Raw genomic sequence first — 26306 nt, forward strand, 5'->3', positions numbered from 1 at the left:
ACCGAGCGGCTTTTTGTTTGGCCGACAGTTTGACCGACTCAGGCTCAGCGCGGCGCTTCGTAGAGCTCCAGCGGCAGGCCGTCGGGGTCGGCGAAGAAGGTAAAGCGCTTGCCGGTCAGCTCGTCCACCCGCACTGGCTCAACATCGACTCGATGGGCATGCAGATGGGCGATGACCCGGTCAAGATCGCTGACCCGAAAGGCGAGATGGCGCAGGCCGCACGCCTCGGGGCGGGAGGGGCGCTCGGGAGGCGAGGGGAAGCTGAACAGCTCCAGCTGGCCGCCGTCCGGCAGGGCCAGATCCAGTTTCCACGACTGGCGCGCCTCGCGCAGGGTCTCGGCGATGATGGGCAGCCCCAGCACCTCGTGATAGAAGTGGCGCGATCGCTGGTAATCGCTGGCGATAATGGCAATGTGGTGAATAGCCTCAAACAACGGCTGGCTCATGATGACTCCTTGTAAGCAGGCTGGGGAGAGGGGCCGCCCGTGCAGCCCCTCTCGCGATGTCAGTTGAAGAATCCACCGAACCACTCATCCAGGGCACTGCGTGGCGTCGTACTGCCGGCACAGCTGGTCGGGGAGCCCATAGTCGAGGTCTTGGCCGGTACCTGCAGGCTGCCCGGGCAGTCGCTGGTGACGCGGGTGCCGCTGGCACGGGAGAAGTTGGCCCAGGTGATCCCCTCCGGGATCTGCAGGCTCAGGCTGTTGACGCCTCGCTGGCTCATGTAGCCGCTAAAGAGCTGCAGTGCCCCGCTTGCGCCGGTCAAGCCCGCCGGGGTGTTGTCGTCGCGCCCGACCCAGATACTGACCAGCTCGTTGTTGTCCATCCCGGTAAACCAGGAGTCGCGCAGCTCGTTGGTGGTGCCGGTCTTGGCTGCCATGGTGGCGCCGGGGAACTTGGCACTGAGGGCGCGGGCCGTGCCCTGACTCACCGTCTTGGTCATGGCGAACAGGGTCAGCCAGCTTGCTTGCTGGTCGGTGACCCGCTTGGCGGTCTGATCATGCTGATAGAGCAGGCTGCCATCCCCGTTGACTACGGCGCGAATGGCCGACAGCGGCTGGGTCAGTCCCTGATTGGCGATGGGCAGATACATCTGGTTCACCTCCAGCGGCGAGAGGGCCACTGCCCCCAGCACCAGCGACGGATAGGGCTGGATCTCCTGCTGGACTCCCAGCTTGTGCAGGGTGTCGACTACCTTCTCCAGCCCGACTTGCAGACCCAGATTGACGGTCGGTACGTTGAGGGAGCTGGCCAGCGCATCCATCAGCGGCACGCTCTGGCGGAACTTGCGATCGTAGTTCTGTGGCGTCCAGACCTGACCATCCTGACCGCGAATGCGGATCGGCTGATCTTTGAGCGGGGTCGCCAGGGTCAGACCGTTTGAGAGACCGGTGAGGTAGACCGCCGGTTTCACCAGCGAGCCGATCTGGCGGCGGGCATCCAGTGCCCGGTTGAACCCGGCGTAGCGGGGATCGCGGCCACCCACCAGCGCGACCACTTCGCCCTTGTGCCAGTCGGAGACCACCATGGCCGCCTCCAGCTTCTTCTTGCCGCGCAGTTTTTCGATATCGGCGAGGCCCGATTCGACCGCTCGCTCGGCCGCGTGCTGGGCGATGGGGTCGAGGCTGGTGAAGATCTTGAGGCCGGACTGCTTGAGCAGATCGGCGCCGAAGCGGCTCTGGATTTCCCGCTTGAGCAGTCCCATAAAGGCCGGGGTGCGGCCATAACTCATCTGGCCACGGGTGATGATGCCGAGGGGTTGGCGGCTGGCCAGTTCATACTCTGCCTGGGTCAGGCTGCCGTGATCCATCAGCAGCTTCAGCACCAGATCACGGCGGGTCTTGGCCCGCTCCGGGAAGCGCCATGGGTCGTAATAGGAGGGGCCTTTCACCAGACCGACCAGCAGGGCGACCTGATCGATATCCAGCTCGTTGACCGGAATGCCGAAGTAGAAGTAGGAGGCGAGGCCGAAACCATAGACCCCTTGCGAGAAGTTCTGCCCAAGATAGACCTCGTTGAGGTAGGACTCCAGGATCTCGTCCTTGCTGTAGCGATAGTCGATCAGCACCGCCATATAGGCTTCCTGCAGTTTTCGCCACAGGCTGCGTTCACGGGTCAGGAAGAAGTTTTTGGCCAGCTGCTGGGTCAGGGTACTGCCCCCCTGCACGGTACGACCCGCGATCAGGTTGGCGAACATGGCCCGCATGATGGCCACCGGCGAGACGCCGCCATGCTGGTAGAAGTCGCGATCTTCGGTGGTGAGCAGGGTCACCAGCAGGCTGTCGGGCACTTCGGCGATACGCACCAGCAGGCGATCTTCCCGATCTTCGGTATTGAGGCGATCGAGCAGCACCGGGTCCATCTGGGCGTAACCGAGCTGGCGCTGGTTCTCCAGCGACTGGATCCCCTCAAGGCGCGGGCCGTTGAAGGTGAGGCGCAGGCCGCGGGCTCCGTCGGCGCCGTCATAGAACTCGAACGGGCGGCGAATAAGCTCGATGCGGTTGCCGTTGATGGTGTATTCACCCGGCGTGTGAGGCTGGCGCACCTGCTTGTAGCTCAGCATGTTGAGCTCGCGCAGCATCTGGTCCCGCGACAGGCGCTGGCTGGGGTAGAGCTCCAGTGGACGGCTGTAGACCATCACCGGCAGCTGCCACTTCTCGCCATCGAAGCGCTCGCGCACCTTGGTATCGAGGTAGATGCCAAACACCACCATAAAGGCCGCCACCACCAGGGAGAGCTTGAAGCCAAGCCAGAACAGCTTGCGCCAGATGGTGCGTTTGGGCGCTGCCTTCTTGGGGGCACGCTTGCGTCGTTGGGTTGCCATAAATCCTCTTTGCTTTCCTTTCTACTTGTTATGTCGCATTCGCGAACGTCCGAGCGGGATTAACCCGTCGAACCTAGATGCCCATCTTCTTTTTGGTGACTTTGGTCGGCATCGCCTCCAGCGGATTATCCGGCCAGTAGTGGCGGGGATAGCGTCCCTTCATCTCTTTCTTCACCTGTTCGTAGGATCCTGCCCAGAAAGCGGCCAGATCGGCAGTGATCTGCAGCGGTCGCTGGGCGGGGGAGAGCAGCTCAACTACCAGCGGTACCCGGCCATCGGCCACGCAGGGGGTTGAGCCTTGCCCGAACATCTCCTGAATGCGCACCGGGATCACCGGTGCTTGCCCTGGCTGATAGCGGATCCGCACCCGGCTGCCGGTGGGCGCTGCAAAGTAACTCGGCAGCGCCTCGTCCAGCCGTTTGGGCAACGGCCAGGGCAGGGATTGGCGCAGGATGTCGCCGAGGTTGAGCTTTTTCAACTGCTCCAACCGGGTCATGCCGCTCACCGCTGGCAGCAGCCACTGTTCCAGCGTGGCCAGCAAATTTTCCTCATCCATCGCGGGCCACCCCTCATCGGGCAGCCAGTCGCGGGCGCAGCGCAGACGGGCCAGCAGCCCTTCGCTGCTCTCGTCCCACGGCAGCACATGCAGCCCCTTGCGGCGAATGCCTTGCAGCAGGCAGCGCCCTTTCTGCTCGTCAGAGAGTTCGGTCAGTGGTCGCTGGCTTAGCACCAGCTCGCCGAGCACCTGCTGGCGTTCGGCGCGCACCCGCTCTTCCCGTTCATCCCAGTCGAACCACTGGCGCTCGCTTACCAGTTCCGGCAGCAGGCGTACCAGCTCGTCCAGATCGACCGGTTCGGCGATAAAGATGCGGCTGCCGCGATCGTTTTGCCCCATCTCGATGGCGATAAGGGCCCCTTGTCCCTGACAGGGATGACCTTCTACCAGATCGCAGCTCACCCCACCACTGAGTTGATAGCGACTGCCGCTGCGCAGCTTGCCGATGCGATCCGGCCAGGCGAGGGCGCAGAGTAGCCCCAGCCACTGACCCTGCGCACTGGCAGGGCGCACACCAAGCCGTTCAAACCAGCGGGCCGCGCTCTGGCGCAGGGCACTTTGACGGCGGTGAAACAGCACAGAGAGGCGCTCCGATCCTCGCAGATCTTCTTCCTGCAACGCCACCAGATAAGCGGCATCGGCGACAATCCCTGTCAGACCTTCAGCTTCCAGCTCGCGGGCGCGCAGCAGCATGCGGGCGAGACGAGGGTGGGTACCGAAGGCCGCCATGGCACGACCAGCGGGAGTGAGTTGTTGCTCACCCTCCGGCTTCATGGCGCCAAGAGCCACCAGCAGCCGCTGGGCGCTGGCCACCGCAGCGGCGGGAGGCATATCGAGAAGCGGCAGATCTTCCACCTTTGCCCCCCACTGGGCGGCGTCCAGCAGCAGGCCGGTCAGCTCCTGAGTGAGGATGTCTGGCGGGCTCTGCTCGGCGAGCCGCTCCTGCACCTCGCTGCTCCAGAGCCGGTAGCAGATACCGGGGCCGAGGCGACCGGCGCGGCCTGCCCGCTGGGTGGCGGAGGATTTGGCTATCTGGCGGGTTTCCAGTCGGGTGACACCGCTTTTCAGATCAAAGGAGGCCCGTCGTTCCAACCCGCTGTCGATCACCACCGAAATCCCCTCAATGGTGAGGGAGGTCTCCGCCACATTGGTGGTGAGCACCAGCTTACGGCGGCCCGCAGGCGCTGGTTCGATGGCTGCCTGCTGCGCCGCCATGTCGAGGCGGCCGTAGAGTGGGGCGAGGGTCACGTCGTCCGGCAGTTTGTCTGCCAACCATTGCGCCAGTCGCTCGATCTCACCCTGTCCCGGCAGAAAGACCAGCAGGCTGCCATCTTGCTCGGCCAGCGCTTCGAGCACCACGGCGCCGACTTGCGGCTCCAGCCACTGCTGGCGATTGGCGGGGCGGTAGTGGTAGTCGATGGGGAAACCGCGCCCTTCCGAGCGAACCACAGGGGCATCCGGCAACAAGGTCTCGAGTGCCATGCCATCCAGGGTTGCGGACATCACCAGTAGCTTGAGGTCATCGCGTAATCCCTGCTGGCTCTCGATGGCGAAGGCCAATGCGGTATCGGCGTGCAGGCTGCGTTCATGGAACTCATCGAAGATGACCAGCGAAACGCCAGTAAGCTCAGGGTCTTGCTGCAACATCCGGGTCAGCACCCCTTCGGTGACGATCTCGAGCCGGGTCGCTGAGCTGGTGCGGCTCTCGCCACGCACTCGCAGGCCGATGCGCTCGCCCACCTTCTCCCCCAGCTGGCGCGCCAGAAAAGTGGCGATATTGCGCGCAGCCAGGCGCCTTGGTTCCAGCATGATGATGCGGCCGGGCAGCCGGTTCTGACGCACCAGCTCCAGCGGCAGCAGGGTCGATTTGCCTGCGCCGGGAGGCGCCTGCAGGATCACGCTGGTGTGGCTGTCGAGGGCGGCAAAGAGTTCGGGTAATACCGAAACGATGGGGAGCTGGGACAAAGCGATGAGCACCTTTTGTGGCAACCGGTAAAACGGCGCCTATTCTGCCACAGCCACCCGCACCACCGTGAGTGGATGTGCGGAGATGGTCACTCGGGCGGGAGGGTGGCGAGACATGGCCGGATGGCTGCCATAGAATGGGCCCATCCAATGAGCGTGAAAAAGGCATTATCACCACATGGCCAAACTTTTTTTTGCCCTGCCCGTCAAGGAGCTCGCCCCCGAGCTCATCGCCTGGCGCGATAAGCTGCCCTGGCCCGGTCAGCCGGTGCCACAAGCCAACCTCCACCTGACCCTGGCTTTTCTGGGTGAGGCGGACGAGTTGACCACCCGCCGCCTGATCGCCGCCGTAGAGCGTCAGCACTGTCCGCCGCTCTCCATCAGGCTGGATGAGATCGGCTGGTTCAGCCGGGCAAAGGCTGCCTGGATTGGCCCGAAGGAGTGGCCCAACGAGCTGACCGTGCTGGCTAAGGCGCTGCGCCGCCACGGCGAGAAGCTGCGCCTTGGCAATGGCGAGCAGGGTTATCGCCCCCATGTCACCCTGTCGCGCAAGGCGGGTGAGGCTCCGGCCATCCTGCCTGCCCCAAATTTTCTGCTGCAGGCCGATGAGTTCTGCCTCTATCAATCCATCTCGACTCCGGACGGGGTGCGCTACGAGCCGCTTGCCTGCTGGCCGCTGCGCGCCCGGGTAAAAGAAGACGCGCGGAGGGCTAACCCGTGATCTTTGATCCCCCCCTGCAATCGGGCCAGCTGGTGGCCCGCTACAAGCGCTTTCTGACCGATGTGCAACTCGATAACGGCGAGGTCATCACTATCCACTGCGCCAATACCGGTGCCATGACCGGTTGTGCCGATCCGGGCACCCGGGTCTGGTACTCCACCTCCGATAACCCCAAGCGCAAGCTGCCCAACAGCTGGGAGATCGCCGAGAGCCCGGCGGGCCACTTTATCTGCGTCAACACGGCGCGCGCCAATCAGATCGCCCGGGAGTTGATCGAGCAGGAGGCTATCGCTCCGCTGGCGGGGTACAGCCGGTTGCGCACCGAGGTGAAGTATGGCGAAGAGAACAGTCGCATCGATCTGTTGCTGGAAGATGACGAAAAGGGCAATTGTTACATCGAGGTAAAATCGGTCACCCTGCTCGACGAGCGGGAGGAGGCTGGCATGGGCTACTTCCCGGATGCGGTCACCGCCCGTGGTGCCAAGCATTTGCGCGAGTTGATGGCGATGAAAGCGGCGGGCCACAGGGCTGTGCTGCTCTTTATGGTGTTGCACTCAGGAATAAGCCGGATGCGCCCTGCAACCCATATAGATCCGCACTATAGTCTGCTAATTGAGCAGGCAATTGCGGCGGGGGTTGAAATTTTATGCTGTCGGCCCCATGTTGGGGTGCAAGGCATGGTGGCTCAAGGGTTTATCCCGTTTGAATCTGGTCACCTGTTACCCGAGGGGAGGGCATAAATATTGGAGTGGGTAACATTATTGGTACGGCTCGTTTGCTTACCCGTTACCCTTCTGCTATAGATGTCGCCCTCAATTTATGGATGGCACGGGTAGCGTGCTGAATTAGGAGACAGGGCATGCCAACAGGCGAAAACAGGAAATCTCTGGGCCCCCTGGCCATTGCGGGTGTCGCGCCTTACCAGGAAAAGCCGGGTGAGGAGTACATGAATGACCAACAAAAGGCGCATTTTCGCAAGATCCTGGGTGCCTGGCGCAACCAACTGATGCAGGAAGTTGATCGTACCGTCGACCATATGAAAGACGAGGCTGCCAACTTCCCGGATCCCGTGGATCGTGCCGCGCAAGAAGAAGAGTTCGCTCTTGAACTGCGTACCCGCGACCGTGAACGCAAGCTGATCAAGAAGATCGAGAAGACCTTGCAGCTGCTTGAAGACGATGATTTCGGTTACTGCGAACACTGCGGTATCGAGATCGGTATCCGTCGTCTGGAAGCCCGTCCGACTGCCGACCTCTGTGTCGATTGCAAGACGCTGGCCGAGATCAAGGAAAAACAGATGGCCGGTTGATCCCGACCCTCTGGTAAATGAAAAAGGGAGCTCGCGGGCTCCCTTTTTTATTGAGCTTTTGGCGGTCGCGCCCCAGAATGCAGCCTCAATGAATCGCTTACCCGAACAGTCATGCCAGTGAATCCCCCGTCCTCACCCCTTGCGCGCCCCTATGTCGGCCGCTTTGCCCCCTCACCCTCAGGCCCGCTTCATTTCGGTTCGCTGATCGCCGCCCTCGGCAGCTTTTTGCAGGCCAGAGCGCAGCAGGGACGCTGGCTGGTGCGCATCGAAGATATCGATCCGCCGCGGGAGATGGCGGGGGCTGCGACCCTGATCCTCAAAACCCTTGAGGCATACGGTCTTGAGTGGGATGGCGAGGTGATGTTCCAGAGCGCGCGCCACGGCCGCTATGACGAGATCATCGACCAGCTCTATCGGGCGGGGGATCTCTACTGGTGCCGTTGCACCCGGCGCGAAATCATGGCCGCGGGCGGTCTCTACAGCGGCCACTGCCGCACCCTCGGGCTTGCGGCCGAAGGTTGCGCCGCCCGGCTGCGCCAGCACCATCCGGTCTACCACTTCGATGATCGCTTGCAGGGCCATATCGCGGTCCCGGCGGCGCTCGCCGAGGAGGATTTCATTATCCGTCGCCGCGACGGGCTCTACGCCTACAACCTGGCGGTGGTGGTGGATGATATGGACAGCGGCATCACCGAGATAGTGCGCGGCGCCGATCTGCTGGAGCCCACGGTGCGCCAGATTGCCCTCTACCAGACCCTGGGTGCAGCGGTGCCCGACTGGGTGCATCTGCCGCTGGCGGTGCTGGCAGATGGCAACAAGCTCTCCAAGCAGAACCATGCGCCGGCGCTGGCGCTCGATGAGGTGCGACCGGCCCTGTGGCAGGCGCTGCACTTCCTCGGCCAGTGCCCGCCGCCCGAGCTGATGGCGAGCCGGAGCGACGAGATCATCGAATGGGGCATTGCCAACTGGCTGCTAGAACGGGTGCCAGCCAGCGAGAAGATCCCGCTCGCGGATTGCTGAGTCGACCAGGTGATTTTTGTTTGATTGAGCGTAAATTGCCGCTGTTGATTGTGATTTTATCGGGATGATCCGTTTCAAACGGGATCAATTGTCAGCACGGTTTTTCATTTGGTCAGGCGTGAGCTATGCGCAGGTAGACCGCTATTTATTGGCTCGGTTTGATTCAAATGAGCTGAAGTAGCCACATGGTTTTTCATTTGTGCAGGCGTGAGCTATGATAGGCCGCTATTTTTTGGCCTCCCGTCAATTTAGAAGTCATGAAGAGGTGTACCATTTTTTCCCAGATCGCAAACTTTTGCCGCAAGGTGCTCGGCAAGGAAGACGGCGAGCAGTCGGTGGAATCCCCCATTCCAGCCCGTGTCGCCGGTCAACGTCGTACCTTAAGCCGTGATCAGCACCCTATTTCGCGCAAAGAGATCAGCGAGAATGCACTCAAGGTGCTCTATCGCCTGAACAAAGGGGGCTATGAGGCCTACCTGGTCGGCGGCGGAGTCCGGGATCTGCTGCTCGGGAAGACGCCCAAGGATTTCGACATCGCAACCGATGCGACGCCGGAGCAGATCAAGGCGCTGTTCAGCAACTGCCGCCTGATTGGCCGTCGTTTCCGCCTGGCCCACATTGTCTTTGGTCGTGACGTGATCGAAGTGGCCACCTTCCGGGGTCACCACCATCAGGTCAATACCAGCAAACATGTGTCGGCCCAGTCTGATGAAGGCATGCTGCTGCGCGACAACGTCTACGGCACCATCGAAGAGGATGCCGAGCGCCGCGACTTTACCGTCAACGCCCTCTACTACAGCGCCAAAGATTTCACCCTGCACGATTTCGAAGGGGGTCTGGAAGATCTGGCCGAGCGCAAGCTTGAGCTGATCGGCGATCCCGAGACCCGTTATCGTGAAGATCCGGTGCGTATGCTGCGCGCCGTGCGCTTTGCCGCCAAGCTGGATATGACCATCAGCCCGCGTACCGCCGCCCCCATCAAGGAGCTGGCGCCTCTGCTGCAAGACATCCCTGCAGCCCGCCTGTTTGAGGAGACCCTCAAGCTGTTCCTGGCTGGCGACGGTCTGGCGACCTACAAGCTGCTGCGTGAGTATGGCCTGTTCCAACAGCTCTTCCCGCAAGTGGCTGTGCTGTTTACCCCGCACGGCAACTCGCCCTACGAGCAGTTTATCGAGCAGGCACTGATCGATACCGATACCCGCGTTCGTGAAGATAAACGCGTCACTCCCGCCTTCCTCTACGCCACCCTGCTGTGGGGCTGCGTCGAGGCCCGTGGTCGGGTGCTGGAGAACGAGAGCGGCCTGCCCTGGTATGACGCTTTCATGCTGGCGATCAACGAGGTGCTGGACAATCAGGTGCGGATCATCGCCGTTCCCCGCCGTTTCACCACCGATGTCCGCGACATCTGGGCACTGCAACAGCGGTTGACCCGTCGTCAGGGCAAGCATCCCGAGCGCGCCATGGAGCATCCCAAGTTCCGCGCGGCGTTCGACTTCCTGTTGCTGCGCAACCGGGTCGAGCGCGGTCTCGGCGAGCTGGCCAGCTGGTGGGAGCGCTATGTCGCCTCCAATCCGGATGTGCGCCCGCAACTGCAGCGTGAAGCGACCCGTCGCCCGGCTAGCGGTGAGCGCGGCGAGGCTCGCAGCCACGATGGCGAGAAGCGCAGCAGCAACAGCCGCAACCGCCGTCGCCCCCGTCGCCGCAAACCGAAAGTGGCCGAGTGACAACAGACGTGATGACCGAGGTCTTCATCGCCATTGGTTCCAACCTGTCTGATCCGCTGGGTCAGGCTCGTCGCGCCGTTGCCGCGTTGGCAAGGTTGCCGGAATCTGTGCTGGTGGAGGCCTCGTCGTTTTACAGCAGCCGCCCCATGGGGCCTGCTGACCAACCGGACTACGTCAATGCCGTGGCCCGGCTCAATACCCGGCTCGCGCCCCTTGCGCTGCTGGATCAATTACAAAAAATCGAGCTGGAACAGGGACGTGTGCGCAAAGATGAGCGGTGGGGGCCGAGAACTCTGGATCTCGATCTGCTGCTCTGTGGGGATCAGGTGATCAACCATGAGCGTCTGATCGTACCCCACTACGGCATGAAGGAGCGGGAGTTCGTGCTGCTGCCCCTTGCCGAAATTGCGCCTGCTCTGGTGCTGCCCTGCGGCACCCCGCTCGCCCGACTGGTTGCCCGCTGCCCGCACAATGATCTGGCCATCATTGCCCCGCGTGCAGACGTACAGGAGCCTCTATGAGCAAGATCACCACCGCCAGCCTGCTGAAGATGAAGCAGGAGGGTCAAAAGTTCACCGCCATCACCGCCTATGATGCCACCTTTGCCAAGCTGTTCGACGACGAGGGGGCCCACGTGCTGCTCATCGGCGATTCACTGGGCATGGTGCTGCAAGGGGGTCAGGATACCCTGGCGGTCAACATGGATGAGATGGTCTATCACACCCGCTGTGTGGCGCGCGGTGCCAGCAAGGCACTGGTGGTCGCCGACATGCCGTTCATGAGCTACGCCACCCCCGAGCAGACTTACCAGAACGCTGCCCGCCTGATGGCGGCCGGTGCCCGCATGGTGAAGATGGAAGGGGGCGACTGGCTCTGTGACTCCATCCGCCACCTCACCCGCAACGGGGTGCCGGTGTGCGGTCACCTCGGCCTCACTCCGCAATCCGTTCATGTCTTTGGCGGCTTCAAGGTGCAGGGGCGCGATGAGTTTCAGGCGCAGGAGATCTACCGTCAGGCCCTCGAACTGCAAGCGGCCGGTATCCAGCTGCTGGTGCTCGAGTGTGTGCCCACTGCGCTGGCCGAGCGCATCACCAAGGCGCTTCGCATCCCGGTGATCGGCATTGGTGCCGGCCCCGCGACCGATGGTCAGATTTTGGTAATGCACGATGCCTTTGGCGTCACCTCCGGCTATGTGCCCAAGTTCACCAAGAACTTCCTGGCCGAGACCGGCGATGTGCGTGCCGCCATCCGCCTCTATGTGCAGCAGGTGAGCGAGGGGAGCTTCCCCGGCCCGGAGCACTGCTTCAACTGATCCTGGCTGTTGCATGATGGGGGCTGCGGCCCCCGTCTCTGCTTGTCAGCCTCGCACAGTTAATCCGTATAGCTAATCCGTATCTTATTGATTCATCTAAAGGTGAACTGCTGATAGCCATGTTCGTGCCCCATTCCGCCCGAGTGCTACCGGTAGATGCAACCCGTCTCTCTTTTTGATTTATCGGAAGGTGAACTGCTGATGTTGGTCGTAAATAATCCCGTCGTTCTGCGTGAGCAGATAAGCCAATGGCGCCGTGAAGGGCGTGCCATCGCATTTGTGCCCACCATGGGTAACCTGCATCAGGGCCACCTGACGCTGGTGAAAGAGGCGCACAGCCACGCCGAGAAGGTGGTGGTCAGCATCTTCGTCAACCCGATGCAGTTCGACAAGGCCGAGGATCTTGCCAACTATCCGCGCACCCTGGAGCAGGATTGCGCTGCGCTGGAAGCGGCCGGCGTCGATATGGTGTTCACCCCGACCCCGGAGATCATGTATCCGCAGGGTCTGGCCAGCCAGACCTTCGTCGAGGTGCCGGGCCTCTCCAATCTGCTGGAGGGAGCGCTGCGCCCGGGTCACTTCCGCGGGGTCAGCACAGTCGTTACCAAGCTGTTCAATCTGGTACAGCCGGATGTGGCCTGCTTTGGCCAGAAGGATTACCAGCAGTTGGCGCTTATTCGAAAGATGGTGGCCGACATGGCGATGCCCATCGAGATCGTCGGTGTGCCCACCGTGCGGGCCGAAGACGGGCTGGCGCTCTCTTCGCGCAACGGCTACCTGACAGCTGCCGAGCGGGCCATCGCCCCCGAGCTGGCGCGCACCATGAACTGGATCGCCGAGCAGATTGAAGCGGGTGACCACCACCTGCCCTCCTTGGTGGCGCAGGCCAGCCAGCGTCTCGACAACGCCGGTTTTCGTACCGATGCCATCGACATCGTCGATGCCGCCACCCTCGAATCCGCCACTGACGAGAGCGCGCAGCTGGTGATCCTGATGGCTGCTTATCTTGGCAAGGCCCGCCTTATCGACAATCAAGTGGTCACGCTGCAGCAAGCCTGAGCCCGCCACAACCAGGAGGACTCCATGTCCAAGAAGGTTTACTGCATTGCCCAATTCCTGCCCAAACCCGGTCAGGAGCAGGCCCTGTTTCAGGTGCTGCAGGCGCTCGAGCCCAATACCCTGCGTGAGGATGGTTGCCTGCAATATCGGGTAACCCGCCACATCGCGAGCCCGTTTGCCGAGGGGGAAAGCTTTCCCATCGTATTCAACGAGATTTGGCAAGATATGGCGGCTTTCGAGGCGCACTGCCAGCGCGCGGAGATCAAGGCTTTCTTCGAGCGTTACTGTCTGGCGGAAGATGGTTTGGCCGCCAAGTGGAACGTCTGCGTCTATAGCGACGAACCCGAACAGTACGACGCCCCCGTAAAGAAGTAATTCCCCCGAATGCCAGCGGACGCCCCCTCGGGCGTCCGCTGCTTTTTCACGCCTGCACTCTCCTGCATTCCGGCGTTTTGTTCTGCGGCCCAGCCCGCATTTCCCTTCGTTTCTATCCACTTTCGGCCTGATGGCCGCTACAGGTATTCATGATGTTTGTCCTGATTGCATCGCTTTTTTTCTGTCTGCTCTGTTTTGCTCTCACCCGGTTGCCTACCGGTTTGCCGCTCTCGCGGAAGGTGCTTGCGGGTCTGTTGCTTGGTGCCCTGTTCGGACTGGCGCTGCAACTGGGCTGGGGCGCCGATGATGCCGGCGTTCAGCAGACCCTGGAGTGGGTCAATATCATCGGCGGCGGCTATGTCAGCCTGCTCAAGGTGGTGATGATGCCGCTGGTGTTCACCTCGATCCTCTCCGCCATCAACAAGCTGGAGCAGGCCCAGTCCCTCGGCAAGATCAGCGCCGTGCTGATCGGCTCCATGCTGACCCTGGTGATGATCGCCGGTATGGTGGGGATGACCATCACCCACCTGAGCGGTCTCACCGCAGCCGGGCTGCTGAGCCACGGTAGCGACAGCGTCACCCTGCAACAGAGCATGAGCACCATCGATAGTGCCCAGACCCTGCCTGCCCTGCTGCTCTCGCTGGTGCCCACCAACTTTGCCGCCGATATGGCGGGTAGCCGCGGTCTCTCGGTGATCGGCGTGGTGATCTTCACCGTGTTGGCCGGGGTTGCTCTGCTCCAGCTGAAGGCGGAGCATCCGCAGGCGGGGGCTCGCGCCGCCGTGGCCATCGACACCCTGCAACTGTGGGTGATGAAGATGGTGCGGGTGGTGATTGCGCTCACCCCCTATGGCGTGATGGCACTGATCGCCCGGGTGGTGGCTCACTATCCGCTGAGCGAGATCCTCAGCCTGCTCGGCTTTATTCTGGTCTGCTACGTCGCCATTCTGGCGATGTTTGCGGTGCACATGGTGATCCTGCTGCTGATCGGCCAGAACCCGCTGCACTACCTGCGGGAAGTGTGGGGCGTGCTCACCTTCGCTTTTGTCTCCCGCAGCAGCGCCGCCTCCATTCCCCTCAGCATCGAGACCCAGCAGCGCCTTGGGGTGCCCGCCAGCATCGCCAACTTTGCCGCCTCGTTCGGTGCCAACCTCGGCCAGAACGGCTGTGCCGGCATCTATCCGGCCATGATGGTGGCGATGATTGCTCCCATGCTCGGTATCAACCCGTTTGATCCCCTGTTCCTGCTGACTCTGCTGCCGGTGATTGCGCTGGGCTCCATCGGGGTGGCTGGCGTCGGCGGTGGTGGGACGTTCGCCTCGCTGATCGTGCTCTCCACCCTCAACTTCCCCATCGCGCTGGTGGGGGTGATGATCGCCATCGAGCCGCTGGTGGATATGGGCCGTACCGCGCTCAACGTCAACGGCTCCATCATGGCGGCGATGATCTCCAAACGGTTGCTGGGCAAGCAGCAGCTGGCCAACGTGGAGACGGTGCAGACGCAGGCCGCCAGTTAACTCCGAGTGTTGCCCAATATGAAAGAAGCCCGCAGTTGCGGGCTTCTTTCATATCGACTGTGTTGCCTTGTGGGCAGACGCGGTTACTCGGCAGAGACGGGGTAACCGGCGCCTTTCCAGGCGAAGATGCCGCCCGGCACCCGATAGACCTGTTGATAGCCCTGATTGACCGCCCAGGCGGCGGCGTTGTGGCTGCGGCCGCACTTGACGAAACCGCAGTAGATCACCACAGGGCGAGCTTTGTCTTCACCCAGCAGCGCCTGGAACTGCTCCGCCGTGCTGCTCCCCTCGACAATCTCGCTCCAGTTGTCACCGGCCTTGGCCTCCTTCACGAAGACAAAGTTCTTGGCCCCCGGGATGTGCTCCTTCTTGTAGGAGTCCTCATAGGGCATGGTGTCGATGATCACCAGCTCCTCGCCTTTGTCCATCCGGGTTTTCAGCTCGGCCACGGTCAGCAGCTGATAGCCCCCCTGCTGCGTCTCCTGTGCCAGCTGCACAGCCGATTGCTCAAGCTTCACCTCCTGCTCGAACTGGTTGTCGCCACAGCCCGCGAGGGCAAAGCTGGCGGCGATCAGCGAGGCCACCAGAGTGCGGGATCGCAATGTCATCATGTCACTACTCCTTTCGAACGAAAAAAACGGGGCGGGAAGTTCGCAGCAGGGCGCCCGCAAGCGTCAGTAGCAGCAGATCCCGCACAATGGCCTCCGGCAACGAGCCGAGATCAGCCCTGCCCAGACAGCCGCAAGAGATGTCGAGCCCGATGGCAACGCCATAGCCCAACACCGGAATAAACAGGGTGAGCAGCCCGATCACCAGCCAGAGTCCCCAGCGCCGGTTGGCGATGACCGCAAGCCCTGCGCAGAGCTCCAGCGCGATCAGCCCCCAGGCCACCGGCGGGATCAGCAGCGGCCAGATCAGGCCAAAGGCGCCGATCTGCTCGATGAACAGGGCGGGGGAGGCCAGCTTGAACCAGGCGGAGGCGAGGAAGAATCCCCCCAACGCCAGATTGGCCAGCATGCGCAGATAAACGGCCATGGGATAGATCTTTATCATCCATGACTCCGACTGCCAGCCACAAGCGTTTGCTTCGCCATGTCCGGGCTATCGGCCGGGTAGCGTGCCAGCTCCTGATAGTCGCCGTCCGCTTCGCAGTGAAAGACAGCGGCGGTTTCACCGTGCTGACACCACTGTTGCCACTCGTCTGGCGGGCAGTGCAAGCGAATGGCGAGGCCACAGCCGGCGCTGAGCAGGCGCGGTACATCGCAGACCCGAAACGACTGACCGTGCTGCTCCAGCCGCTTGCGCATCCTGATCGTGCCGAGGGTGGAGTGGAACAGGTAGAGAAACTCCTGATTCATGATTTGCCTCCCGTGCTGGCGCGCGCGCCGAACAGGGCAGCCCCCAGCGCACCGGCAAACTGGGCGTCCGGGTGGGTGGCCACTTCGCAGCCCAACCCTTCGGCCAGATAGTGGCGGAAGGTGGCGCAGTGGCTGACGCCGCCGGTAAAGAGCACGGTCGGTCGGGCGCCGAGGCGGCCGATAAAATTGGCACTGCGCCGGGCCATGGAGCGGACGATACCGGCCAGGATCGACTCGGCGGGAATGCCCGCCGAGCGCAGGCTGATCGCCTCCGATTCGGCAAACACGGTACACATGCTGCTGATGTCGTGGGGCTCGGCCCCTTGCAGCAGTTCGTCAAGCTGCTCGACCCGGGCACCCAGAGTGCGGGTGATCACCTCGAGAAAGCGACCGGTACCGGCGGCACACTTGTCGTTCATCAGAAAGTCGGTGAGGTTGCCGTCGCTATCGAGCTGGATCACCTTGCTATCCTGCCCGCCGATATCGATGACGGTGTGTACCGACGGGCAGAGCAGGCGAGCCCCCAGCCCATGGCAGGAGATCTCGGTAACCCGGCGATCGGCGAACGACGCCAGATCGCGGCCATAGCCGGTCAGGGTCAGGTGGGGGCGCTCTGGCAAATCGGACGAGAGCTCCTCCCAGCCTTGCTCGATGGCGGCCAGCGGACGAAAGGGGGTCGGCACCAGAAAACGGCGGACGATACGCCCGCCATCCCTGTGGTCGAACAGGATCCCCTTGGTCGCGGTGGAGCCCGAGTCAATCCCGATGGAGAGTGACACGACGCCTCCTCACAGCATTTCGATAAAGGCAGCCAGCCGGGTCGCCAGTTGTCCCTTGTCGGCGCTGGAGTAGTCGGTCTCGACTGCCATGTAGGGGATGCCATGGCGTTCGCGCACATGGCGCTTGATGGCGAGCGACTCCACCGCATAGGTGTGGCAGGCCTGCAGGATCACATCGATCACCCCGTCTGCCTGATACTCCTCCACCATCTGGCTCAGCAGATTCATGCGCTGGTGGTTGGGGGAGATGCAGGAGCAGCCGATGGCCAGATACTTGTCGGTCAGCGCATCGAACAAGTCGCCCTCCTCGCTGACGCACTGCTCGGTCGCCTTGGCGCCGGTGCAGTTCTCGTAACCTACCACCCAGCCGCCGTGCTCCTCGATGAGGCGCACCACCTTGTCAGCTGCGCCGCCGATGGGGCAGCCGGTGATGAGGATGCGCGGACGGGCATTGAGCCGCTTGCCCTCGGCATACTCGGCCTTGATGCGGCGGGTCATCTCCTGCAGCTCGCTGATGAGCTGCTCCTTGTCGAAGCGGAAGGTGGCACCATAGACCACCTTGAGCAGGTCGGTACCGCTGAGTGCCGGTGGATTGAGCTGGCCCAGCCGGTAGAAATCGGCCAGCGCGCGGCGCTCGCGGTTTTTCAGCACGATGGCGTCTCGCAATGCCTGCTCGCTGATGGGCTTGCCGAACTGCTGCTCCAGCAACTCCTTGAAGCGGACGATTTCGCTGCGCCACAGGGTGCGGGAGGCTTCGTCATCGGCGCGGTTGGGCAACTGCATCACATGCACCGGTTTGAACTCGGTCATGTACTCGTACATCTTCTTCTTACCGTCGCAGGTGGTTTCCCCCACCACCAGATCGGAGAAGTAGAAGTAGGGGCACTTGTCGGTCTTGCCAAAACCGTAGCTGCTCTTGATTAGCGGGCAGAGGTTGCGAGGCAGCTCTTTCTCGGCCTCCTCGATGGTCTCGTCGCTGGTTGAGCAGAGCGATACCACCACGGCGCCAGCGGCCATCGCCACCTCTTGCGGCATGAAGGTGCAGTAGGTGCCGACCAGGGGGATCTGTCGCTCCTTGAGTGCCATCACAGCCAGAAAGCCCTGACGACGGGCATCTGAAAAACTATCGAAAATGGCTGGCAACTCGGTGATAAGTGACATAGGCGATCCTGCCCTGATGAGAGAAATGAAGAGACGGAGGTGCCATCCGTGACGGCACATCCAATCGCGAGAATTATATCTTTGGGGGTAATTCGAAAATTGCGGTGGATCACAAGGTGTCAGGTAAAGCCTTAATAACAGGCAGGTTATTGCGAAGGGGGCTGGCAGGTTGAAGGGGCTACAGGGGGAATAAAAAACGGGCACCGCGAGGTGCCCGTTTTGGTCATTAGTGGCGCAGCCCGGTGCCGCGGGAGATAAGCCACCAGGCGATACCGTAGAGGGCCACGATAAAGCCGATGATGATGAGGTAGGCGGTGCCGAGCGGCACGTCGGAGATGCCGAGGAAGCCGTAACGGAACGCGTTCACCATGTAGATGATGGGGTTCACCTGGGAGACCCCCTGCCAGAAGGGGGGCAGCAGGCTGATGGAGTAGAACACCCCGCCCAGATAGGTGAGCGGCGTCAGCACGAAGGTGGGGATGATGCTGATGTCGTCGAAGGTCTTGGCAAACACCGCGTTGATAAGGCCACCCAGCGAGAAGAGGATGGCGGTCAGCAGCACGGTCACGCAGACGCTGAACAGATGGTGGATCTGCAGCGGCACGAAGAACAGCGACACCAGGGTGACGATAAGGCCGACGCAGAGGCCGCGCGCCACGCCACCGCCCACGTAACCGGCGATGATGACGTAGTTGGGCACCGGTGCCACCAGCATCTCCTCGATATTGCGCTGGAACTTGGCGCTGAAGAAGGAGGAGGCAACGTTGGAGTAGGAGTTGGTGATCACCGACATCATGATGAGGCCGGGCACGATGAACTCCATGTAGGTGAAGCCACCCATGTCACCGATGCGCGAACCGATCAGGTTGCCGAAGATGACGAAGTAGAGGCTCATGGTGATGGCCGGTGGCACCAAGGTCTGGATCCAGATCCGGGTAAAGCGGCTCACCTCTTTGGCCAGAATGCTCTTGAAGGCGATGTAGTAGATGGCCAGATTCATGCTTTTCTCCCCTCTTCGACCAGATTGACGAACAGCTCTTCCAGCCGGTTGGCCTTGTTGCGCATGCTCACGACCTGCACCTGCTGGTTCGACAGCTGCTCGAACAGGCTGTTGAGTGACTGGCTCTTGTCGAGATCCACCTCAAGGGTGCGCTCATCCGGCATGCGGCCGTTGAACTCTGGCACCTCGGGTACGGCAGAACCTGGCGCAAGGTCGAGCAGGAAGGTCTCGCGACCCAGCTTGCCCAGCAGATTCTTCATGCTGGTGTTCTCGATCAGACGACCCTTGTCGATGATGCCGATGTTGCGGCAGAGCATCTCCGCCTCTTCCAGATAGTGGGTGGTGAGAATAATGGTGACACCCTGCTCGTTGAGATCCTTGAGGAAGGTCCACATGGAGCGGCGGATCTCGATATCGACCCCGGCGGTCGGTTCATCGAGGATCAGCAGCTTGGGCTCGTGCATCAGGGCGCGGGCGATCATCAGGCGACGCTTCATGCCGCCTGAGAGAGTGCGGGCTGGCATGTCGCGCTTCTCCCACAGATCGAGCTGGCGCAGGTACTTCTCGGCGCGGATCTTGGCTTCCGCCTTGGGCACGCCATAGAAACCGGCCTGATGGGTGACAATCTGGATCACCTTCTCGAACTGGCTGAAGTTGAACTCCTGCGGCACCAGTCCGAGCTGGGCCTTGGCCTGTTCGAGATCGCTGTCGATGTCGTAGCCAAACACCTTCACCTTGCCGGCGCTCTTGTTCACCAGCGAGCTGATGACGCCGATGGTGGTGGACTTGCCCGCGCCGTTCGGGCCGAGCAGGGCGAAGAAATCCCCCTGCCTGACGGTAAGATCGATGCCTTTAAGGGCTTCGACGCCCCCCTGATAGGTCTTTTTCAGGCCGCTGATTTCCAATGCGTTCATTGCAACCTCTGTGATGGTTGAATCCGGCTTGATACAGAAAAGGCGGCCAAGGCCGCCTGCACAGAGTAAAGGGCGCAAGACCGCTTCACCCGTGATATTCCTGAACCTGGCTTACTCCTGGGGTACCACTTTGCCGATAAACGGCAGGTTGCGGTACTTCTGGGCGTAGTCGATGCCACAGCCGACCACGAATTCGTCCGGAATGGCGAAGCCAATCCAGTCGACCGGCACCTGCACTTCGCGGCGGGAGGGTTTGTCCAGCAGGGTGCAGATGGCCAGGGATTTCGGCTCGCGCAGGGAGAGGATCTCGCGCACCTTGTTGAGGGTGTAACCGGTGTCGATGATGTCTTCCACGATCACCACATCCTTGCCCTTGATGTCATCGTCCAGGTCTTTGAGGATGCGGACGTCACGGGTGCTGTGCATGCCGGAGCCGTAGCTGGAGGCTGTCATGAAGTCCAGAGTGATGGGCAGCTGGCACTGGCGGCAGAGGTCGGCCAGGAAGATGCAGGAACCGCGCAGCAGCGCAATCATCACGACTTCGTCAGAACCCTGATAGCGGGCGGTGATCTCTTCACCCAATTTGGCGATCCGGGCGGCGATTTCAGCCTCGGAGATCATCACCTCGACGGTGTGTTTCATCACTTACTCCCATAAGGCCAAAGGGGATTTGGCCGTTCATGAATATCAAAACCGATGATTCTACCACTCATGTCGAAGGGTGCTAGAGATACGTGGTGCTTTTATCAGCTTATTTTAATTGATAGAGTTAGCAGGCACTCAGGCATGATTAGTTAAAATACTATAAACACCATAATCAATAACTATTAGATGATAAAAACTATGGAACCACGCGCAGAAATAAGACGTCGTACCCGGCTGTCGCCGGAAGCTCGTCGCTCCCAATTGATGGAATGTGCCATCGAGGTGTTCTCCCGTCGCGGTATTGGCCGTGCAGGTCACGCCGAGATAGCCGAACAGGCCAAGGTCTCTGTGGCTACTGTCTTCAACTATTTCAACACCCGCGAGGAGTTGGTAGATGAGGTGCTGGCCGAGATCGAACGCTTTGTGAACCAGATGCTGTCGCAGGCATACGGTGACCAGGGCTCCATTTTCGACAAGATTCAGCGTCATGTACGCCTCTCTGTCGATGCGGCCTACGATCAACCGGATTATGCCGGTATCTGGCTGGAGTGGAGTTCCTCGGTTCGGGAAGAGGTATGGCCCCGCTATACCCGCCTGCTCGATCAGTGCCTTGAGCTGATCGCCAGCGAGCTGCAAACCGCCATGGATGCAGGGGAGATCACTAGCGTGCTGTCGGCACAGGATCTGGCCCGCTCTTTGACCGGTTTTGGCTATGTGATGATGCAGATGATCAATCAACCTCAGCGCCCGGCGCGCCAAGAGGTGACTGATTTCCTGTTCAAGTACGTGACGGCACCTATTCAGGCTTGCTGATACGGCTTAACGAAAAAAGGCGCCCCTCATCGAGGGGCGCTTTTTTTATCCGGTTTGTCTGGTCAGCTCAGCCGTGGCCATAGCCCCAGCGGCTGGTCAGCTCATGCTCGACACCCAGATGATCGAGGATGCGGGCGACCATAAAATCTACCAGATCCGCGATGCTTTTCGGCTCATGATAGAAACCCGGCGCGGCAGGCATGATGGTCACTCCGAGCCGCGCCAGTTTCAGCATGTTCTCCAGATGGATCGCCGAGAAGGGGCTCTCGCGGGGCACCAGAATGAGCTGGCCGCGCTCCTTGATCACTACATCCGCCGCCCGCTCCAGCAGGTTGTCCGAGGTGCCGTTGGCAATGGCCGAGACGGTGCCCATGGAGCAGGGGCAGACCACCATCTGTTTGGGGGCTGCCGAACCGGAGGCGACTGGCGAGAACCACTCCTCCTTGCCGCAGGCGACAATCTGCCCCTCCTTGGCGCCATATTGGCGACAGAGATAAGCAGAGAGCTCTTTCGGTGAGCCCGGCCACTCCTGCTGCTGCTCGGTCTTGAGTACCACACGAGCCGCCGAGGAGGCGAGCAGGTAGACCCGATAGTCCGCCTGCACCAGACACTGGAGCAGGCGCAGGGCGTAGGGGGCGCCGGAGGCACCGGTCAGCGCCAGGGTGATCGTTTTGTTCATAGTTCGCCGTGGTAATCCTTGAGGCGGGCGATCAGCTTGTCATGAATGCCACCGAAGCCGCCGTTGCTCATGATCAGAATATGGTCGCCATCGCGGCTCTCGGCCACCAGCCGGTTGATCAGGGTCTCCAGATCGTTGAACACCTTGGCCGGTCGGGTCATATGGGCAGTCACTTCGCCGAGATCCCAGCCGATGTTGGGAGGCTGGAAGAAGAACACTTCATCGGCGCCATCAAAGCAGCCGGCCAGCTCCTCCTTGTGTACCCCCAGTTTCATGGTGTTGGAGCGCGGCTCCAGCACTGCCAGGATACGGGCTTTGCCTACCTTGGCGCGCAGACCGCCAAGGGTGGTCTCGATGGCGGTGGGGTGGTGGGCAAAGTCGTCATAGACACTGATGCCAGCTACCTCGCCCTTGAGCTCCATCCGTCGCTTGGGGGATTTGAACTGGCAGAGCGCCGCGATGCCGTGCTCCACCATCACGCCAGCATGACGTGCGGCCGCGATGGCCATCAGACCATTGTTGACGTTGTGCTCGCCGATACACTCCCAGTGCACCTCGCCCTGTTTTTCGCCATCCAGCCACACTTCGAAGGCGGAGCCGTCATCGGCCAGCTTGACCGCCTTCCACTTGGCGTCGTCCTGACCTACCAGCTCCACTTCGCTCCAGCAGCCCATCTTGCGCACGGCGGTGAGGTTGTCATCGGCTTGCGGGAACAGCACCCGGCCGTTGCTCGGCACGGTGCGCATCAGGTGGTGGAACTGGCGCTGGATCGCGGCGAGATCCGGGAAGATGTCCGCGTGGTCGAACTCCAGGTTGTTCATCACCAGGGTGCGCGGGTGGTAGTGAACGAACTTGGAGCGCTTGTCGAAGAAGGCGCAGTCATACTCGTCCGCTTCGATGACAAAGAAGGGGGCGGAGCCGAGACGGGCCGAGACCGGGAAGTTGCCCGGCACGCCGCCAATCAGGAAACCGGGCTCCAGCTTGGCGTACTCCAGCACCCAGGCCAGCATGCTGGCTGTGGTGGTCTTGCCATGGGTGCCGGCGACGGCCAGTACCCAGCGATCCAGCAGCACGTGCTCCAGCAGCCACTGGGGGCCGGAGATGTAGGGCAGATTGCGATCCAGCACATATTCAACACAGGGGTTGCCGCGGCTCATGGCGTTGCCGATCACCACCAGATCCGGCGCCGGATCGAGTTGGGAGGGGTCATAGCCTTCGGTCAGTTCGATGCCCTGTTGCTCGAGCTGGGTACTCATGGGGGGATAGACGTTGGCATCCGAACCGGTCACCCGGTAACCAAGCTGTTTTGCCAACACCGCCAGACCACCCATAAAGGTGCCGCAGATCCCGAGAATGTGAATATGCATACCGCTTCCTTTCGCAGTAAAGGGAAGTGCGCATTCTAGGGGGTGTTGCGGTGGTGGCACAAGCCGCACTCATGGTGAGAAGCCCACAGATGCAGCACCGGAGGCAGAAATCTTGGCGCTGTTGGGATATGCGAGATTGGAATAGGCTGACGGGCTTTGTTTGAGGCTTGATATTGTGTCGCACTTTCTTACAATTCTTCGGTTTTGTGACGCACGCTACAGTTTTACGATATCGCCCTTTTCCAAAGGAGAGTCCCCATGGGCAAGTTCCTGCTTTGCTATCTGGTCGGTGGTCTGGTGGCCATCAGTTGGGCTGCGCTGCCCGCTCATGGTCCCTGGGAACAGTGGGACCTCGCGATTTTTCATACCGTTAACGGCTGGCTCGGGCAGTCGGCTCTGTGGGCCGATCTGGTGGCCATCACCAATAACCGGCTGTTCGATCTGGCGGTGCTGGCCTGTATGGGGCTGATCCTGGCCCGCTGCTTCTTCGCCCGGGATTTGGTGGGTCGTCGCCAACTGGTGGCGATGGGCATAGTGATGCTGCTGAGTGCGTTAGTGATCAACCAGCTTGGTCACCGATTGCCGGTGGAGCGTCCCAGCCCGACTCTGATGGTGGCCGATGCGCTGCGGGTGACCCAGATCAGCGGTATTCCGACCAAGGACTCTTCCGGCGATAGCTTCCCGGGGGATCACGCCCTGTTCCTGATGATCTTTGCCGGTTTTGCCCTGCGCTATCTGCCGCGCTGGGCGGGAGTCACCGCATTGCTGATGGTGCCGATCTTTTCCGCGCCGCGCATTCTGGTTGGCGCTCACTGGTTTACCGATGTCTATGTCGGCGCGTTGGGGCTGGCGACCCTCTGTCTGCCCTGGGTGCTGCTGACCCCGCTGGCGGATCGGCTGATAGAGCGCCTCGCCCCCCGATTGGCCCGTGTGCCGCTGCTGCGCAGTCAGACCCACTGATTGAACGTCGCAAAATAAAACGCCCCGACATGAAAATGTCGGGGCGTTTTATTATCCACCCACGAGATATCAGCCTTGATAGCCGTTCGGGTTGTTGCTTTGCCAGCGCCAGGTATCGACCATCATCTGCTCCAGACCGCGCTCAGCCTGCCAGCCCAGCTCGGCACGGGCCAGTGTCGGCTCTGCCCAGCACTCGGCGATGTCGCCCGGGCGACGGGGTTTGATCTGGTAGGGAATGGGTCGGCCGCTGGCCGCTTCAAACGCCCTGATCATCTCCAGCACCGAATAGCCCTGACCTGTGCCCAGGTTGTAGGTGAAGACGCCGGTGTCGCTCTTGATGCGCGCCAGTGCTTTCAGGTGGCCGATGGCGAGATCCACCACATGGATGTAGTCACGTACGCCGGTGCCATCCGGGGTCGGGTAGTCGTTGCCAAATACCCCCAGCTCCTTGAGCTTGCCCACGCCGACCTGGCTGATATAGGGCAACAGGTTGTTGGGGATGCCGTTGGGATCTTCACCAATCAGGCCGCTCTCGTGGGCGCCGACCGGGTTGAAGTAACGCAGCAGTACGATAGCCCAGCGGGGATCGGATTTGGCGAGATCGCGCAGGATCTCCTCCACCATCAGCTTGGAGCGACCATAGGGGTTGGTGGCGCTGGTGGGGAAATCTTCCCGCAGCGGTACCGAGGCGGGATCGCCATAGACAGTGGCCGAGGAGCTGAATACCAGCCGGAAAACCCCGGCCTTGGCCATCTCTTCGCACAGCACCAGAGTGCCGCTGATGTTGTTCTGGTAGTAGGTGAGCGGGATCTGGCTCGACTCCCCGACCGCCTTGAGGCCGGCGAAGTGGATGACCGATTCGATCTGGTGGTTGGCGAACAGCTGCTGCAGGCAGGCTCTGTCCAGCACATCCCCTTCGACGAAGGTGACCGGTTTGCCGGTGATCTGCTCGACCCGCTTGAGTGACGCCGGTGAGGAGTTGGATAGGTTGTCGAGTACCACGACCTGCTGCCCCGCGCCCAGCAGCTCAACCAGGGTGTGGGAGCCGATATAGCCGGCGCCCCCTGTGACCAGTATTGTCATTTTTTATCCCGTGTTCTGGTGAAACTGGGGCAGAGTCTAGCGCCCCTGTCTACTTGGGAAAAGGTTGGGATACCGATGACGCTTTCACCGCACCTCACAAAAGGCTTCACCACGCCTCAATAATCGAGTCCGATATCCCCTTTTGCGGTGCAGGAGCAGGCCAGAGCAACGCCGCTCTCCAGATCCTGCGCACTCAAGGTCATCACGCTCTGGCGCTCGATGTCACCTGTGGTGGTGCAACGACAGCTGCCACATACCCCGGCGCGACAAGCAGCCATCATGGTTTCGCCCGCAGCTTCCAATGCCGCCAGCAGGGTCTGACCCGGCAGGATTTTCACTTTCTTGCCGCTCTTTTTCAGGGTTAGCCAGAAGTGGTCGCTGGTGGTCTTGATGGGCTCTGCTGGAGGAAGACCGAAGGACTCCTGATGCTGCTGCTCCTGCGGCAGTCCCAGTTCGGCCAGCATGGTTTTGACCGCCGCCATATAGGGGGCCGGGCCACAGAGATAGACATGGCGTTCGCGCAGATCCGGGGCCAGTTCGGCCAGCATGGCGGGGGTGAGTCGGCCAATCCAGGGGTGATCTGCAGGGGCCTCTTCCATAATCAGGGCATGGCGTACACCGGCATGGGCCTCAGCCAGTGCAGCCAAGTCATCTGCGAAGATCACATCTGCTGGCGAGCGGGCGCTATGGATAAAGCGGATATCGGCATCCGGTCGTTTGGCGAGCTCGTCTCGCAACATGGCCCACATGGGGGTAATGCCGGAACCAGCGCTCAAGAGCAGTGGCCGTTCGCAAGGCAAGGCGGTCAGGTTGAAATCGCCGAACGGGCCATCCACCCGGATTTTGTCTCCCACTTGCAAGGTCTGATGCAGATGGTGGGAGACCCGTCCCACATCCTTGATAGTCACTTGCCAGAATACATCCTGTGGGCTGGAGGAGAGGGTATAGGCGCGGCACTCCGGCTGGCCGTCGATCTCGGTATGCAGGGTGATGCACTGGCCAGCCAGTACGGGAGGGAGGCTGCCGGAAAGGGGCGCCAGCTGCCAGCTCACGACGTCGTGGGTGTTCTGTTGGCGGCCAATGCAGGTGAGCGTGAGAGAGGTCATCACAAGGCTCCTTGGGTTTGATAAGGTTTGAAACGGTTTGAAAAACGTCTGGTGAAAAA

At 61.3% G+C, this 26306-nt stretch carries 27 protein-coding genes; 12 read left to right on the forward strand and 15 right to left on the reverse strand.

From position 1 onward, the window contains the following. Positions 1-44: 44 nt before the first annotated feature. From G5287_RS11375 to hrpB, 3 genes are all read right to left on the reverse strand, one after another. Positions 45-446: a VOC family protein gene (locus G5287_RS11375; RefSeq protein WP_421206899.1), complete on the reverse strand. Its 402-nt coding sequence runs from the start codon at positions 444-446 to the stop codon at positions 45-47. Positions 447-505: 59 nt separating this feature from the next. Next, a complete protein-coding gene (mrcB, locus tag G5287_RS11380) occupies positions 506-2824 on the reverse strand; it encodes a penicillin-binding protein 1B (protein WP_337073486.1) in 2319 nt (772 codons plus the stop codon). A gap of 73 nt (positions 2825-2897) precedes the next feature. Further along, on the reverse strand, positions 2898-5345 hold the full coding sequence (gene hrpB, locus G5287_RS11385) for an ATP-dependent helicase HrpB (RefSeq protein ID WP_337073487.1): 2448 nt from the start codon (positions 5343-5345) through the stop codon (positions 2898-2900). A 178-nt stretch (positions 5346-5523) separates the two neighbouring features. Here hrpB and thpR point away from each other — a divergent pair, with 178 nt between their 5' ends. The 10 genes from thpR (at position 5524) to G5287_RS11435 (ending at position 14382) form a co-directional block, all read left to right on the forward strand. Continuing rightward, positions 5524-6066: an RNA 2',3'-cyclic phosphodiesterase gene (gene thpR, locus G5287_RS11390; RefSeq protein WP_337073488.1), complete on the forward strand. Its 543-nt coding sequence runs from the start codon at positions 5524-5526 to the stop codon at positions 6064-6066. Beyond that, the gene (sfsA, locus tag G5287_RS11395) at positions 6063-6806 is read left to right on the forward strand and encodes a DNA/RNA nuclease SfsA (protein WP_421231303.1); all 744 of its coding nucleotides are present in this window, start codon (positions 6063-6065) and stop codon (positions 6804-6806) included. The genes thpR and sfsA overlap by 4 nt, the downstream gene beginning before the upstream one ends. Before the next feature lie 119 nt (positions 6807-6925). Continuing rightward, entirely contained in the window at positions 6926-7375 is a 450-nt protein-coding gene (dksA, locus tag G5287_RS11400; RefSeq protein ID WP_005335644.1) for an RNA polymerase-binding protein DksA, read from the forward strand. Positions 7376-7486: 111 nt separating this feature from the next. Next, on the forward strand, positions 7487-8395 hold the full coding sequence (gluQRS, locus tag G5287_RS11405) for a tRNA glutamyl-Q(34) synthetase GluQRS (protein WP_421231304.1): 909 nt from the start codon (positions 7487-7489) through the stop codon (positions 8393-8395). A gap of 257 nt (positions 8396-8652) precedes the next feature. After that, positions 8653-10119 carry a polynucleotide adenylyltransferase PcnB gene (pcnB, locus tag G5287_RS11410; protein ID WP_323888564.1) on the forward strand — a complete coding sequence of 489 codons (1467 nt, stop codon included), beginning with the start codon at positions 8653-8655 and terminating at the stop codon, positions 10117-10119. 11 nt (positions 10120-10130) lie between these two features. Continuing rightward, the gene (gene folK / locus G5287_RS11415; RefSeq protein ID WP_202005848.1) at positions 10131-10640 is read left to right on the forward strand and encodes a 2-amino-4-hydroxy-6-hydroxymethyldihydropteridine diphosphokinase; all 510 of its coding nucleotides are present in this window, start codon (positions 10131-10133) and stop codon (positions 10638-10640) included. Further along, positions 10637-11431: a 3-methyl-2-oxobutanoate hydroxymethyltransferase gene (gene panB, locus G5287_RS11420; RefSeq protein WP_005335640.1), complete on the forward strand. Its 795-nt coding sequence runs from the start codon at positions 10637-10639 to the stop codon at positions 11429-11431. Before folK ends, panB begins: the two co-directional genes overlap by 4 nt. Positions 11432-11632: 201 nt before the next feature. Next, positions 11633-12490 (forward strand): pantoate--beta-alanine ligase, encoded by an 858-nt coding sequence (panC, locus tag G5287_RS11425; RefSeq protein WP_005335639.1) that lies wholly within the window; start codon positions 11633-11635, stop codon positions 12488-12490. A 24-nt stretch (positions 12491-12514) separates the two neighbouring features. Continuing rightward, positions 12515-12865, forward strand: coding sequence for a putative quinol monooxygenase (locus G5287_RS11430; RefSeq protein WP_005354654.1), 351 nt, complete (start codon positions 12515-12517; stop codon positions 12863-12865). Between the two features lie 152 nt (positions 12866-13017). After that, on the forward strand, positions 13018-14382 hold the full coding sequence (locus G5287_RS11435; RefSeq protein WP_421231339.1) for a cation:dicarboxylate symporter family transporter: 1365 nt from the start codon (positions 13018-13020) through the stop codon (positions 14380-14382). Positions 14383-14465: 83 nt separating this feature from the next. Here G5287_RS11435 and G5287_RS11440 read toward each other — a convergent pair whose 3' ends face one another. The 8 genes from G5287_RS11440 to hpt all read right to left on the reverse strand — a co-directional run bounded on the left by G5287_RS11440 (position 14466) and on the right by hpt (position 20236). After that, positions 14466-14993: a rhodanese-like domain-containing protein gene (locus tag G5287_RS11440; protein WP_421231305.1), complete on the reverse strand. Its 528-nt coding sequence runs from the start codon at positions 14991-14993 to the stop codon at positions 14466-14468. A gap of 4 nt (positions 14994-14997) precedes the next feature. Next, positions 14998-15435: a MauE/DoxX family redox-associated membrane protein gene (locus tag G5287_RS11445; RefSeq protein WP_149152220.1), complete on the reverse strand. Its 438-nt coding sequence runs from the start codon at positions 15433-15435 to the stop codon at positions 14998-15000. Then, positions 15432-15740, reverse strand: a complete 309-nt coding sequence (locus tag G5287_RS11450) for a DUF3343 domain-containing protein (RefSeq protein WP_149152221.1) — start codon at positions 15738-15740, stop codon at positions 15432-15434. Before G5287_RS11450 ends, G5287_RS11445 begins: the two co-directional genes overlap by 4 nt. Then, on the reverse strand, positions 15737-16519 hold the full coding sequence (locus tag G5287_RS11455) for an acyl-CoA dehydratase activase (protein WP_421231306.1): 783 nt from the start codon (positions 16517-16519) through the stop codon (positions 15737-15739). Before G5287_RS11455 ends, G5287_RS11450 begins: the two co-directional genes overlap by 4 nt. A 9-nt stretch (positions 16520-16528) precedes the next feature. Beyond that, positions 16529-17680 carry a double-cubane-cluster-containing anaerobic reductase gene (locus G5287_RS11460; protein WP_421231307.1) on the reverse strand — a complete coding sequence of 384 codons (1152 nt, stop codon included), beginning with the start codon at positions 17678-17680 and terminating at the stop codon, positions 16529-16531. Between the two features lie 226 nt (positions 17681-17906). After that, the gene (locus G5287_RS11465) at positions 17907-18680 is read right to left on the reverse strand and encodes an ABC transporter permease (protein ID WP_005362866.1); all 774 of its coding nucleotides are present in this window, start codon (positions 18678-18680) and stop codon (positions 17907-17909) included. Then, entirely contained in the window at positions 18677-19594 is a 918-nt protein-coding gene (locus G5287_RS11470) for an ABC transporter ATP-binding protein (protein WP_005354634.1), read from the reverse strand. Before G5287_RS11470 ends, G5287_RS11465 begins: the two co-directional genes overlap by 4 nt. A gap of 111 nt (positions 19595-19705) precedes the next feature. Beyond that, the gene (gene hpt, locus G5287_RS11475) at positions 19706-20236 is read right to left on the reverse strand and encodes a hypoxanthine phosphoribosyltransferase (protein ID WP_368166394.1); all 531 of its coding nucleotides are present in this window, start codon (positions 20234-20236) and stop codon (positions 19706-19708) included. 201 nt (positions 20237-20437) lie between these two features. Here hpt and G5287_RS11480 point away from each other — a divergent pair, with 201 nt between their 5' ends. Continuing rightward, positions 20438-21052, forward strand: coding sequence for a TetR/AcrR family transcriptional regulator (locus tag G5287_RS11480; RefSeq protein WP_245148390.1), 615 nt, complete (start codon positions 20438-20440; stop codon positions 21050-21052). Between the two features lie 67 nt (positions 21053-21119). Here the strand turns inward: G5287_RS11480 and G5287_RS11485 are convergent, their stop codons facing one another. Both G5287_RS11485 and mpl read right to left on the reverse strand, forming a co-directional pair. Beyond that, positions 21120-21731 (reverse strand): flavin prenyltransferase UbiX, encoded by a 612-nt coding sequence (locus G5287_RS11485; RefSeq protein ID WP_421231308.1) that lies wholly within the window; start codon positions 21729-21731, stop codon positions 21120-21122. After that, complete coding sequence (gene mpl / locus G5287_RS11490) at positions 21728-23098, reverse strand: UDP-N-acetylmuramate:L-alanyl-gamma-D-glutamyl-meso-diaminopimelate ligase (RefSeq protein ID WP_421231309.1); 1371 nt, start codon at positions 23096-23098, stop codon at positions 21728-21730. The genes G5287_RS11485 and mpl overlap by 4 nt, the downstream gene beginning before the upstream one ends. 258 nt (positions 23099-23356) lie before the next feature. Between mpl and G5287_RS11495 the strand changes: the two genes are divergently transcribed. Beyond that, positions 23357-24058: a phosphatase PAP2 family protein gene (locus G5287_RS11495; RefSeq protein WP_042052374.1), complete on the forward strand. Its 702-nt coding sequence runs from the start codon at positions 23357-23359 to the stop codon at positions 24056-24058. 69 nt (positions 24059-24127) lie between these two features. On the opposite strand, the gene galE is transcribed toward G5287_RS11495, so the two are convergent. Beyond that, positions 24128-25141 (reverse strand): UDP-glucose 4-epimerase GalE, encoded by a 1014-nt coding sequence (galE, locus tag G5287_RS11500; RefSeq protein ID WP_042052373.1) that lies wholly within the window; start codon positions 25139-25141, stop codon positions 24128-24130. Positions 25142-25257: 116 nt separating this feature from the next. Then, the gene (locus tag G5287_RS11505) at positions 25258-26247 is read right to left on the reverse strand and encodes an FAD-binding oxidoreductase (RefSeq protein ID WP_421231310.1); all 990 of its coding nucleotides are present in this window, start codon (positions 26245-26247) and stop codon (positions 25258-25260) included. Positions 26248-26306: the final 59 nt, after the last annotated feature.

The organism is Aeromonas sp. 603079, assembly GCF_049172135.1.
In the GTDB taxonomy this organism is placed as follows: domain Bacteria; phylum Pseudomonadota; class Gammaproteobacteria; order Enterobacterales; family Aeromonadaceae; genus Aeromonas; species Aeromonas veronii.

Coding starts and splice junctions, on each gene's coding strand:
- G5287_RS11375 (WP_421206899.1), bottom strand. CDS start 446: ATGAGCCAGCCGTTGTTTGAGGCTATTCACCACATTGCCATTATCGCC.
- G5287_RS11485 (WP_421231308.1), bottom strand. CDS start 21,731: ATGAACAAAACGATCACCCTGGCGCTGACCGGTGCCTCCGGCGCCCCC.
- G5287_RS11495 (WP_042052374.1), top strand. CDS start 23,357: ATGGGCAAGTTCCTGCTTTGCTATCTGGTCGGTGGTCTGGTGGCCATC.
- G5287_RS11465 (WP_005362866.1), bottom strand. CDS start 18,680: ATGAATCTGGCCATCTACTACATCGCCTTCAAGAGCATTCTGGCCAAA.
- folK (WP_202005848.1), top strand. CDS start 10,131: ATGACCGAGGTCTTCATCGCCATTGGTTCCAACCTGTCTGATCCGCTG.
- panC (WP_005335639.1), top strand. CDS start 11,633: ATGTTGGTCGTAAATAATCCCGTCGTTCTGCGTGAGCAGATAAGCCAA.
- G5287_RS11445 (WP_149152220.1), bottom strand. CDS start 15,435: ATGATAAAGATCTATCCCATGGCCGTTTATCTGCGCATGCTGGCCAAT.
- hpt (WP_368166394.1), bottom strand. CDS start 20,236: ATGAAACACACCGTCGAGGTGATGATCTCCGAGGCTGAAATCGCCGCC.
- G5287_RS11435 (WP_421231339.1), top strand. CDS start 13,018: ATGTTTGTCCTGATTGCATCGCTTTTTTTCTGTCTGCTCTGTTTTGCT.
- gluQRS (WP_421231304.1), top strand. CDS start 7,487: ATGCCAGTGAATCCCCCGTCCTCACCCCTTGCGCGCCCCTATGTCGGC.
- mpl (WP_421231309.1), bottom strand. CDS start 23,098: ATGCATATTCACATTCTCGGGATCTGCGGCACCTTTATGGGTGGTCTG.
- G5287_RS11430 (WP_005354654.1), top strand. CDS start 12,515: ATGTCCAAGAAGGTTTACTGCATTGCCCAATTCCTGCCCAAACCCGGT.
- G5287_RS11450 (WP_149152221.1), bottom strand. CDS start 15,740: ATGAATCAGGAGTTTCTCTACCTGTTCCACTCCACCCTCGGCACGATC.
- G5287_RS11480 (WP_245148390.1), top strand. CDS start 20,438: ATGGAACCACGCGCAGAAATAAGACGTCGTACCCGGCTGTCGCCGGAA.
- panB (WP_005335640.1), top strand. CDS start 10,637: ATGAGCAAGATCACCACCGCCAGCCTGCTGAAGATGAAGCAGGAGGGT.
- galE (WP_042052373.1), bottom strand. CDS start 25,141: ATGACAATACTGGTCACAGGGGGCGCCGGCTATATCGGCTCCCACACC.
- pcnB (WP_323888564.1), top strand. CDS start 8,653: ATGAAGAGGTGTACCATTTTTTCCCAGATCGCAAACTTTTGCCGCAAG.
- G5287_RS11470 (WP_005354634.1), bottom strand. CDS start 19,594: ATGAACGCATTGGAAATCAGCGGCCTGAAAAAGACCTATCAGGGGGGC.
- thpR (WP_337073488.1), top strand. CDS start 5,524: ATGGCCAAACTTTTTTTTGCCCTGCCCGTCAAGGAGCTCGCCCCCGAG.
- dksA (WP_005335644.1), top strand. CDS start 6,926: ATGCCAACAGGCGAAAACAGGAAATCTCTGGGCCCCCTGGCCATTGCG.
- mrcB (WP_337073486.1), bottom strand. CDS start 2,824: ATGGCAACCCAACGACGCAAGCGTGCCCCCAAGAAGGCAGCGCCCAAA.
- G5287_RS11460 (WP_421231307.1), bottom strand. CDS start 17,680: ATGTCACTTATCACCGAGTTGCCAGCCATTTTCGATAGTTTTTCAGAT.
- G5287_RS11440 (WP_421231305.1), bottom strand. CDS start 14,993: ATGATGACATTGCGATCCCGCACTCTGGTGGCCTCGCTGATCGCCGCC.
- G5287_RS11505 (WP_421231310.1), bottom strand. CDS start 26,247: ATGACCTCTCTCACGCTCACCTGCATTGGCCGCCAACAGAACACCCAC.